Source organism: Natronomonas gomsonensis (assembly GCF_024300825.1).
Lineage (GTDB): Archaea > Halobacteriota > Halobacteria > Halobacteriales > Haloarculaceae > Natronomonas > Natronomonas gomsonensis.
In genome coordinates, this window is sequence record NZ_CP101323.1 from 1,301,372 (window position 1) to 1,312,571 (window position 11,200).

Consider the following 11,200-nt stretch of genomic DNA (forward strand, 5'->3'; position numbering starts at 1 on the left):
TCGAGAAGTCGAACGGTCGAGGTGTAAAGGTCGGGGTCCCGGTGGTTTGCGGGAGTTCGAGGCAGGCCTACTTGTGGGCGTCCAGCAGGTCGTAACTGCGCTCCCACTCGTAGTCGTCGTCGTGGTAGCGTTCGGCCAGCGGCTCGTCGGGCATCTCGCCGACGGAGCGCTTCTCGGAGCCGTAGGAGTGGCGGTTCTCGTCGTGGTAGAACCGGCCAGTCAGCACTTTCCCCTCGTACAGCGCCGACTCGGTCTCGTACATCATCTCGGCGGCCTCCTTGCGGTCCGTGATGTCGAAGTCGTAGTCGTCGTTCTGCTGGACGTCGACGTAGGGGACGTACTGTTTGGCGTCCTTGTTCCAGGTCGGACACTGGGTGAGGAAATCGACGTGGGCGAAGCCGTCGTGTTCGATTGCCTCGGTGAGGATTTCCTGTGCCTGATTCGGATTGACGGCGGCGGTCCGGGCGACGTAGGACGCCCCCGAAGTCAGCGCCAGCGACAGCGGGCGAATCGGGTCCTTCGCCGACCCGTGGGGTTGGGTCTTCGATTTGTGACCCTTCGGGCTGGTGGGCGAGGTCTGGCCCTTCGTCAACCCGAAAATCTCGTTGTTGAACACGATGTAGGTCATGTCGTGGTTCTCCCGGGCGGTGTGCATGAAGTGGTTGCCGCCGATGCCGTAGCCGTCGCCGTCGCCGCCCGCGGCGATGACTTCGAGGTCGGGATTGGCGAGTTTGGCCGCTCGTGCGATGGGCAACGACCGGCCGTGGATGGTGTGGAAGCCGTAGCTCTCGAAGTAGCTGCTCAGTTTGCCCGAACAGCCGATGCCCGTCGCGAGCAGTATCTCGTCGGGGCTCTTCCCGAGGTCCGACATGGCGCCTTTCAGCGACTTCAGGACGGCGAAGTCACCACAGCCGGGACACCACGTCGCCTGTGGCTCGATGCCGGGCGTGAACTCCTCGCGCTCTACTTCTCGGTTCTCTCCGATTGCGTTGAAGGCACTCATGGTCAATCACCTGCCGCGGGGACGAACTCCGTCGTCGGTGCGGGTTCGTCGCCCTCGATAATCGCTTCGGACCCCTCGACGACCTCGTGTGGCTCGAAGGGGTCACCGTTGTACTTCAGCAGACTGTTCAGTTTCGGCCCGAACCGCCCCAACTCCTTCTGTATCAGTCCACGGAACTGCGCCGACCCGTTCATCTCGACGACCATCGCCTCCTCGACCGACTCGAGGAACTCGGTCATCTCGGCGTCCGGGAACGGCATCATGTCCGAGACGCCCAGCGCGCGCACGTCGTGGCCGGCGTCGTTCAGCCGGTCGACGGCTTCGAGGACGGTCCCCTGTTGGCTGCCGAAGGTGATGATGCCGTAGTCGGCGTCGTCGGGGCCGTGATACGTCTGATGACTCGATTCCTCGGCGTCGAGTTCCTCGCGGATGGATTCGAGTTTCCGCCGACGCCGGCTGAGTTGAGCCACCCGATTTTCGGGGTCTTCGCTGATGTGGCCCTCCGGAGTGTGTTCGTTGCCGGTCGCGAGGAATCGGCCGTCCTTCTGGCCCGGAATCGAGCGGGGCGAGACGCCCTTGTCGTTGTCGGGGTCGTGTTGGAACCGCTGGAACTTCCCGGAGGCGTGGTGGGCGGCCTCGGCGATTTCCTCCTCGGACAGCGTCGACCCGAGGTCGGGGTTCGGCTCGCGGTCGAAGAACGACTCGTCGACGTTCCGGAGTTCTCCGGAGAGTTTCTGGTCGTAGAGGACGATAGCCGGCAGTTGGTAGTCGTAGGCGATTCGGAAGGCCGCACGGGTCTGGTCGTAGGCTTCGGCGACGTTGCCGGGCGCGAAGACAACTCGCGAGGAGTCGCCCTGACTCGTGTAGAGGACGTGTTCGAGGTCGGCCTGTTCGGGTTTCGTCGGCATCCCCGTCGAGGGGCCGGCCCGCATCGCCTCGACCAACACGACGGGCGTCTCGGTCATTTCGGCGAGGCCGAGCGGTTCCGACATCAGGGCGAAGCCGCCGCCCGAGGAGCCGGACATGGCCTTCACGCCGGCGTGGGAGGCGCCGAGCGCCAGCGCCGCGGCGGCGATTTCGTCTTCGACCTGCTCGGAGATGCCGCCGATTTCGGGGAGGTGTTGAGTCATCAGCGTAAACACCTCGGTCCACGGCGTCATGGGGTAGCCGGCGATGAACCGACAGCCCTCGTCGATTGCGCCGTAGGCGATGGCGTTGGACCCGGAGAGCAACACCTGCTCTTCGTCGTGGCTCCCCTCCGGCATCCGGAGGTCGTGGGAGAACTCCATCTCCTCGACCTCGTCGTACACCATCTGGAGGATGTCGAGGTTCGCTTGGAGCACCTCGCCGCTCATTCGGTCTTCCATGAGCCCCTGGATGTGCTCCATGTCGTACTCCAGAAGCGCCGCGGTCGCACCGACGCCGGCGGTGTTGCGCATCACTTCCCGACCGTGTTCGCGTGCGATGGCCCGGAGGTCCATCGGGTAAACGTGCCAGCCGTTCTCCTCGACGCGTTGCTCGAAGTCGGGCACGTCGTCGATGTCGACGAGTCCTTCGTCGTAGACGATGACGCCACCTTCGCGGAGTTCGTCGAGGTTCTCGGCGAGCGGTTTCACCTCCTCGTTGCCGTAGTAAGCGTCTTCCTGTGGGTTGCGGGCGAAGGAGTCACCCAGCGCCAACAGGAAGTTGTAGCCGTCCCCGCGGGAGCGTACCGGTTCGGGACCGGCCCGGATTTCGACGTACGTGTGGCCGCCGCGGATGCGCGACGGATAGTGTCGATGGGTGAATACGTCCAGTCCCGACCGCATCAGCGCCTTCGCGAAGTTCTGGCTCGTCGAGTCGATTCCGTCGCCGGAACCTCCCGCGATTCGCCAGACGAGTTCCTGTGTCATATCTATCACCGCGCCCACGTCGGGCGCCTTACTCGGAGTTGGTCGGCCGCGGACTAAAGCGTTTGCTACGTATTAGCATGGATTAATAATGATAAAGGTGTTTAAACACCGCCTGAGTGGTTGGGTTTTGGCCGGTCCGTCGTGCTCGAGAGGAGGCCGAATGCGGGCCGGCCGTGACGACGCGACCACAGGCTTATTACTCGGAATTGCGTGGTATCCCTAGAGCGAATGTCTCTCACCGAGCTTATTACGGGGGTCGAAGATCACGAAAAGCGGCTCACGGTGTACAACGCACCCGATAACGCCGCTTCATCCCTCCGAGAGCAGTTCCGAGACCGGAACCTCTCGGTGTCAGCCGAGCGGACGCCCAGCGGCAAGCCGGCCTCGTTCGTCGTTCTCTCGGAGGACGACACGTTCGTTACGGCTACGAACCTCGAGACGGTTCTGGACCCGGACGACAGCGAAACCGACCCGGGGTTCGATGGGGAGGCGTACCGTCCCATCCTCGACCACCTCGATGAGACGATGTTCACCTCCTACGACATCGAGCAGATGGTCGCCGCCTCCCGGGAAATCGAGGACCGCGCGTGGCGCGTCGGGAAAGGGACGCTTCACTCGGGATTCCAACAGCTCTCCATCCTCGAAGACCAGATGGACATCTACGAGCAACTCGCAGAGAAGGGGAGCCTCGACGTCCACGCCTACGGCGCTCCGGACACCGACGTGCCGGAACACGACACCGACCTCACGATTCACGTCGAGCGTGCCGAGGAAATCGAGCGGTCGTGGTTCGTCGCCTACGACGGCGCCGGCGTCGATGTCAACAAGTGTGCGCTGCTCGCCGAGGAGCGGGAACCGCGTGCGTTCTATGGCTTCTGGACCTACGACCCCGACACGGTCGATTGGATTATCGACCACCTCGAATCGACGTACGGCCTCGTCGAACAGTAGACCCCCAGCGGACTCGGTGAGACGGACCGACAGACGTTCCGGAGATAGCAGCCAGTAGATGGCCATGCCCCACGAACCAGTCGAAATCTTCCCGTCTGACCCGGAGGACACCCGCCAGTCGATAATTACCTACCGAACGGTAGGTAATTCATGAGCCGAATCCGTCGTGGAGACGGCGGCGACAGAAACCGGCAGGAACCGGTGCCGAAGGGGGGAGGAAGCCCCAACGAGCATCGACATGGAGAAGCGTCCGACGCCGACGCTCGGACAGTCTTCTCCCTCGATGGACGGGTAACTAAGTGGACGGCGGGACTGTATCGACGCATGTCCCCACCGGAAGCGTCTCGCATTGCCGCCGTCGTTCTCTCGATTGCCCTTTTTGCTTCGGTTTTCGCGCCGCTTTTCGCCGCACCGGCCGCCGCCAACGTCACTGGCGAACCCAATATTTCGCTCACCGCCGGAGACAACCGCCTCTCTGCCGGTGAGACGACGCAACTGCAGGTGAGCGTCATCAACCGCGGCGAGATACAGTCGGGAAGCAACAATCCGCAGAGAGAACAGCGCGCCACGACGGCCCGTGGGCTGACCATCGAACCCCTCGATAAAGGACCGATTACGGTTCGTTCCGGAGAAGTCGCCGTCGGGGCCGTCCAAGACGGCGCTGCGGTACCAGTGGGAGTTCAACTCACCGTCGCCGAGAACGCCGACCCCGGAACGTACGAGATTCCGGTCCGTGTTCGATACAAGTACTCTGAGTTCGTCGGAGAGCGCGGACAGAACTCCCAGCGCGACGAGACGGAGAACGTTCGCCGCACCGTCAAGGTTGTCGTCGACGAGGAGGCCGACATCGAGATTCGAGACGTGAGCGCCCCCGCCCCGGGCGACACCGGGGCCGTCGAACTCGAATTGACGAACGCCGGCGAGGCGGCGGCCAACGACGCGGTCGTGGGCCTCGAATCGCTCACCGAGGACCTTCAGTTGGGCACCTCGGGGTCGAGTGAGGCCTACGTCGACCGCTGGGAGCCCGGTGAGAACCGAACCGTCACGCTGTCGGGCAGTGTCACCGACGGCGCCGGAATCCGGGCGTTGCCGGCGTCGCTGTCGATCGAGTACACCGACGACGACGACGTGCCGTTCACGAGCCGTTCGACGGTCGTCATCACGCCAGACACCGGTGGCGTACTGGCCGTCGCGGAGGTCGATTCGACAGCCGGCCCCGGCGAACAGGGCGAAATCGGTATCACGCTCGAACACACCGGTGGGGAGTCCCTCGAGGACGTGACCGTCGACCTCACCTCCCGGGAGGCCGGACTCACCTTCGGCGCCGCGAGCGGCTCGGCCAGCGCCTACCTCGGCAGCATCGCACCGGGGGAACAGCGCACCGTGACAGTCGGCGGGCAGTTCGCCGAAAACGCACGCACCCGAGGGTACGCAGTCGACATGGCCATCGGCTACGACACCGACGAGACGACCGGTGCGACCCAGCGTAACACCGTCGGTGTCGTCCCCGACGACGACCAGACGTTCACCTTCGAGAACGTCGACTCTTCGCTCCGGGTCTCACAGGACGGGACGCTCCGCGGGACGTTCACCAACGTGGGCCCCAACGCGGTCGAGAACGTCGTCGTGACCCTTGACCCGCCGAACCGGAACGTCGAAGTGCTCGAACGCGAGGTCGCGTTGGGTGACCTCGATGCAGGCGAATCCGTCGAGGTTGCCTTCGACGTGGAGGTCGCGAGCGCGGCCCGCTCGGGACCACGGCGGTTCTCGCTGCGGACGAACTACGAGACGCTCGACGACGACGAACGGCAGGCCGACCCGATTCAGTTCCGTCAGTCCATCGACCCGCGCCGCGACGTCTTCGGCGTCGAGGCCCAGAACACGAACCTCTCTGCGGGCGGAGAGAACCGAATCGTCCTCGCAGTGACGAACCAGCGGAACGAGACGGTCACCGACGTGTCGGCGAAGTTGTTCGCCTCCTCGCCGCTGTCGACGAGCGACGACGAAGCGTTCATCGCCGAACTCGAACCCGGTGAAACGGTGGAGGTGCCGTTCCGCGTGTCGGCGTCCGGGTCGGCGATGCAGAAGGACTACCCCGTCTCCGTCGACTTCCAGTACGTCGATGCCGCTGGTGAGACGCGGCTCTCGGAGAGCTATCGCGTGCCGGTCTCGGTGCAGGAGTCCAGCGGCGGGCTGTTCGGGTCGGTTGCCCCCACGAGCGCACTCGGATTCGCCCCGCTGTTGCTCGTCCCGCTCGCACCGCTGGCACTGCGGCTCCGTCGGCGGCGATAGATGGCGGTCGACTATCAGCCGTACATCGACCGGCTTGACCACTACATCACCCAGCGCCCGGGAACCGTCATCCTCGCGTTCCTGCTGGTCACGGGGCTGTTCGTGGTCGGCCTCGGTGGCGTTTCGACGAGCGCCGGCACCCAACAGTTCGCCGAGAACACGCCGGCACAGGAAGCGTTCGACGAGGTCAACCAGAAGTTCTCGCCGGCGTTCGGCGCCGACAGCGGCAGCACCCAACTGATACAGGACAGCGAAAACGTCCTCTCGCGGGACGCGATGCTCCGGATGCTGGAGGTCCAAGAGCAGATGGCCGACCGACCGGGGTTGCGCGTCTCGAGTACCTCAAGCGCCGCCGCAATCGTCGCCCAGCAACTCGACCCGCAAGCGACGACGCCCGAACAACAACAGCAGGCCATCGAGGCGGCGACCGACACCGAGATACAGCGTGCGGTGCGACGGGCAGACGAGACGAACACGCGTTTCTCCGGGCTGTTGTCGAACGACTACAATCGCCAGTCGGCGTCGGCGTCAGCGACTATCGGCGTCGTGAGCCACGACATCCCGGCGGGTCTCTCCAGCAGCGCGGGACAGGGCGGCTCCAGTCCGTTGACGCCGATTCAGCAGGAGGCTCGAACTATCGCGAATTCGGTCGGGAGCGACATCACGGTCTTCGGTGCCGGCATCACCGCCGCGGAGTTCGGTGCCGTCATCGGTGATACCCTCGCGCTCGTCATCCCGGCGGCGGTGTTGCTCATCACGCTGTTCCTGTTCGTCTCCTACCGTGACCTCGCGGACCTACTGTTGGGCGTGGTCTCGCTGCTCATCGCCTTGGTTTGGACGTTCGGGTTCATGGGGTTGGTCGGCATCCCCTTCAGCCAGATGCTCATTTCGGTTCCGCCGCTGCTGTTGGCGGTCGGTATCGACTTCGGTATCCACGCAGTGAACCGGTATCGCGAAGAGCAAGTCAAAGGATTCGGCATCGTCGAGTCGATGTCGACGACGACCGACCAGGTGTTGGTCGCCTTCTTCATCGTGACGGGGACGACCGTCATCGGGTTTGCGGCGAACCTCACGAGTAGTCTTCCGCCGATACGCGAGTTCGGGATCGTCGCCGCCGTTGGCATCGTGTTCACCTTCTTGGTGTTCGGGATATTCCTGCCGGCGGCGAAGGTAAAACTCGACCACGCTCGACAGAAGTACCCGATTCCGACGTTCGCCACCACGCCGCTCGGGTCGGAGGGGTCGATACTCGGCGGTTTCCAGACGGCCGGCGTCAAAGTCGCCCGAATCGCACCGATTGCGTTCGTCGTCGTCCTGTTGCTCGTCAGCGGCGTGGCCGCCGGCTACGCAACCGGCATCAGTACCACCTTCGAGGACGAGGACTTCCTCCCACCGGAGGACTCACCGGGGTACTACGACTACGTGCCAGAACCCCTCGCACCGGGCGAGTACACCGTGACGGCGACGATTAACTTCTTAGAGGAGAATTTCGAATCCGGGCAAAGCGACACGGTGACGGTGTACGTCGAAGGACCAATGGAACAGCCAGCGGCGCTGGAATCGATGCGCCGTGCCGGCGAGGACCCACCCGATGCCTTCATTCGAGACGGCCGGTACGCCTCAGAGACGAGCATCATCACCGTCATCGACAGCCACGCCGAGCGCGACCCCGAGTTCCGGCGCCTCGTCGACCGCAACGACATCGACGACGACGGGATTCCCGACCAAAACCTCGGTGACGTCTACGACTACCTGTATGACTCCCCCGCAAGCGGACAGGCCGCCCAGTACATGACCGAAGACCGCCGGAGTGCCCGAATCGTCTACTCGGTGGAATCCGACGCCACCCAACAGGAGATTACGGACGACGCCCGGGACATCGCCGACCGCCAGCGCTTCGATGCGACGGCGACCGGCAACACCGTCGTCTTCCAAGCCGTCTCCGACATCATTCTCCAGTCGGCCGTCGTGAGCCTCGCCGTCGCCCTCGGTGGAACCGCCGTCTTCCTCGTGTTCATCTACTGGCTGTTGCTCGGGCGGGCCTCACTGGGGTTGGCGAACATCACACCCATCGTCGTGACCGTCGCGATGGTCGCCGGGTCGATGCGACTGTTCGGCCTGTCGTTCAACGCCTTCACCGCGACCATTCTCGCTATCACGATAGGTCTCGGCATCGACTACTCGGTCCACATCGTCCACCGCTTCGCCGACGAGTACGAGGAACTCGACCGCGGCGTCTACGAGGCACTCGAAAAGACCGTCCGCGGCACCGGCGGAGCACTGACCGGAAGCATGCTCACGACGGTGTTCGGCATCGGCGTGCTGGTGTTGTCTATCTTCCCCGCCATCGGCCAGTTCGGCATCCTCACCGGGATGTCGGTGTTCTACTCGTATCTCGCCTCGCTGTTCGTGTTGCCGTCGGTGCTCGTCATCTGGGCGCGGGTGTTCGACGACGCCTCGACGTGAGGAAAACACTTTGCGTGGCGTCTCCGTAGGAGAGAACACGTGGCATCTATCTCCGAGTGGCTCGCCGGCGAAGCCAACAGCTACATCCTGTATGCGCCACCAATGGGCGGCGTGTCGGCGTTCAGCAACGCCGTCGGCGACGCCAGAGCCGGCGAGACGCTTCTCGTCTCGGCGACGCACGGCGAGAACGCGACGCCGACCGAGGCGACGGCGTCGCTGTCGTCGGTGCTCTACTGTACGCCGACGAGCGACGAGGTGAGCACGCCGGGAGACCTGACTGGGATTTCGATGCCCGTCTCGGAGTTTCTGAAGCGTTCGTCGTCTCCGGCCGTCTTCATCGACTCCGTGACGACGCTTCTGTACTACGCCGAGGACGCCTCCGTATTCCGGTTTCTCAGCGTGCTGACGGCCCACATCCGACGCAACGACGGCCTCGGCGTGTTCGCGATGACGCCCGACGCCCACCACGAACAGACCGTCCGAACGTTCGAACAGTTGTTCGACGGCCGCATCGAACTCGACGCCGACGGCGAGCGTGCCCGGGTCGACGCACCGGGCGCCCCCGAGGGCTGGCAGCCGCGCTAGAGCCCGTCGCGAATCCGCTCGAACTGCTCGGGGTCGTGGCCGTAGATGACGCGGGCATCGTAGCGCCGTTCGAGGTCCTTCAGGAACTGCCGGCTCTCCTCGTAGGCCCGCGAATCGTACAGCAGACTGGCGCCCATCGAACGGCTCTCCTCGTAGTTCGGCGCGAGGAACGCCTCGTCACCGGCGACGAGGACGTTTTCATCCCCCTCCCGTTCGAACAGCGCACCGAGCAGTCCAGGCGTGTGGCCCGGCAGGTGCAGTAACTCGACGCCGTCGAAGAGTTGGTATCGTGGCTGGTCGACGATTTGCCAGTTCAACTCGTGGTCGAAATCGGAGGCGAGGTAGGCGTCGCCGCCAGCCGTCGACTTTGCGGACAGGTAGGCGTGTTCGAGTTCCCGACGGTGGACGTAGATTGGCACGTCCGTCCCGTCGAAGTGATACAGGCCGCCGGCGTGGTCGAGATGCAGGTGTGACTGAATCACACAGTCGATGTCCTCGACGGAGTACCCGACATCGGCGAGAGCGGTTTCGAGGTCGCGGTCAGCGGCGTCGGGGTGGGCGAAGGCCTCATACAGCGGGGCGGGCCAGTAGCCGTCGGCCGCTTCGGGGTGTGAACCGGTATCCCACAGTATCGTCGCCTCGGGATGGTCGACGACGAGGTTCCAGACGGCGAACTCGGTGTACTGGAGGTCGGGGTTGCGGTCGCTGTGTACTGCGGCGACTTCGCCGTCCAAAGCGAAGTTCAAATCGGCGTGGATACGGCCACGGTCGAGGACGTGAATGTCCATGCCGGTCTTACGTCCGGACCGGCCAAGAGTGTTGTCGCGGCGGTCCGTTCCTCGGGGCGACTACCACTGGGCCTGTCCGTAGATGAGATTACGCTGAATCTCGTTTGCGCCCTCGTAGATGACGGGAATCCGAACGTCGCGGTACACTCGGGAAATGCGGTTCTCGACCAACACCGAGCGGCCGCCGTGGAGCTGCATCCCGCGTTCGGCACACATGTTCGCCGTCTCGGTGGATTTCACCTTCGCCTGTGCGGCCCACAGGCCGGCGTTGTCCTTCTCGGCAACGCGGTCGGCGGCCTGCCAGTTGAGCGTCCGGGCGGCGTTGAACTCCGTCAGCATGTCCGCGAGGATGTGTTGGACCTTCTGGAACTCGCTGACGTTGCGGTCGAAGGCTTTCCGGCCGTGGACGAAGTCGGCGGTCTCTTCGATGGCCGCCGCGGCCAAGCCGAGGCCGTGGCCACCGACGACGACGCGGCCGTAGTTGAAGAACTCCGCGAGCATATAGAAGCCCGTTCCCTCGGCGCCGATGACATTCTCCTCGGGAATGCGTGCGTCGTTGAACTCGATGTGGGCCTGTTTGGAGGCGCGGAACCCCATCTTCTCGGGGATGTGTTCGGCGTCGTAGCCGTCGGTGTCGGTGGGAACGATGAACAGCGAGAAGTTGCTGTAGGGGTCGTCCGAATCGTCGCCCGTCCGTGCGTACACCGTCACCCAGTCGGCTTCGACGCCGTTGCCGACCCAGTACTTCTCGCCGTTCAGTACCCACTCGTCGCCGTCTTTCTCGGCGGTGGTTTCCATGCCCGCGAGGTCCGACCCGGTTTCGGGTTCCGAGACGGCCAACCCCGACAGTTGGTCGTTCTCGGCGACCGGTCGGAGGTACTGCTCTTTCTGTTCGTCGGTGCCGTACTCTTCGGTGATTTTCGTCCCGAAACTCGCCAACTGTAGCGTCAGGGCGATACCGGCGTCCGCGCGGTAGAACTCCTCGGCGATGGCGAGAATCTCGTGGACGTCGAAGCCGCGACCGCCGTACTCCTCGCCGATGTCCTGTGCGACGAGGCCGGCGTCCATCCCGGCCTCCAGTACCTCCCAGGGGTACTCACCGGTCTCGTAGTAGTCGGCCGCGTTCGGCTCGATGTACTCGGCGGCGAACTCCCGGGCCTCCTGTTTGACCGCTCGGGCGTGCTCCGGAACGACCGCTTCGTCTAACAGTTCCATTCTACCTA

At 64.2% G+C, this 11,200-nt stretch carries 8 protein-coding genes; 4 read left to right on the top strand and 4 right to left on the bottom strand.

Going from position 1 to position 11,200, the window contains the following annotated elements:
- Window positions 1-67: 67 nt before the first annotated feature.
- Together NMP98_RS07130 and NMP98_RS07135 are read right to left on the bottom strand one after the other, a co-directional pair.
- Complete coding sequence (locus tag NMP98_RS07130) at window positions 68-1,003, bottom strand: thiamine pyrophosphate-dependent enzyme (protein WP_254860836.1); 936 nt, start codon at window positions 1,001-1,003, stop codon at window positions 68-70.
- 2 nt (window positions 1,004-1,005) lie between these two features.
- The gene (locus tag NMP98_RS07135) at window positions 1,006-2,895 is read right to left on the bottom strand and encodes a 2-oxoacid:acceptor oxidoreductase subunit alpha (RefSeq protein WP_254860837.1); all 1,890 of its coding nucleotides are present in this window, start codon (window positions 2,893-2,895) and stop codon (window positions 1,006-1,008) included.
- A gap of 228 nt (window positions 2,896-3,123) precedes the next feature.
- On the opposite strand from NMP98_RS07135, the gene NMP98_RS07140 reads away from it, so the two are divergent.
- The 4 genes from NMP98_RS07140 (at window position 3,124) to NMP98_RS07155 (ending at window position 9,189) form a co-directional block, all read left to right on the top strand.
- Window positions 3,124-3,846: a DICT sensory domain-containing protein gene (locus NMP98_RS07140; RefSeq protein WP_254860838.1), complete on the top strand. Its 723-nt coding sequence runs from the start codon at window positions 3,124-3,126 to the stop codon at window positions 3,844-3,846.
- 150 nt (window positions 3,847-3,996) lie between these two features.
- A complete protein-coding gene (locus NMP98_RS07145) occupies window positions 3,997-6,138 on the top strand; it encodes a COG1361 S-layer family protein (RefSeq protein ID WP_254860839.1) in 2,142 nt (713 codons plus the stop codon).
- A complete protein-coding gene (locus tag NMP98_RS07150; protein WP_254860840.1) occupies window positions 6,139-8,604 on the top strand; it encodes an efflux RND transporter permease subunit in 2,466 nt (821 codons plus the stop codon).
- Window positions 8,605-8,643: 39 nt separating this feature from the next.
- Window positions 8,644-9,189: a DUF7504 family protein gene (locus NMP98_RS07155; RefSeq protein ID WP_254860841.1), complete on the top strand. Its 546-nt coding sequence runs from the start codon at window positions 8,644-8,646 to the stop codon at window positions 9,187-9,189.
- Here the strand turns inward: NMP98_RS07155 and NMP98_RS07160 are convergent.
- Both NMP98_RS07160 and NMP98_RS07165 read right to left on the bottom strand, forming a co-directional pair.
- Window positions 9,186-9,977, bottom strand: coding sequence for an N-acyl homoserine lactonase family protein (locus tag NMP98_RS07160; protein ID WP_254860842.1), 792 nt, complete (start codon window positions 9,975-9,977; stop codon window positions 9,186-9,188). The genes NMP98_RS07155 and NMP98_RS07160 overlap by 4 nt on opposite strands.
- Window positions 9,978-10,037: 60 nt before the next feature.
- A complete protein-coding gene (locus NMP98_RS07165; RefSeq protein ID WP_254860843.1) occupies window positions 10,038-11,192 on the bottom strand; it encodes an acyl-CoA dehydrogenase family protein in 1,155 nt (384 codons plus the stop codon).
- Between the last annotated feature and the right edge of the window lie 8 nt (window positions 11,193-11,200).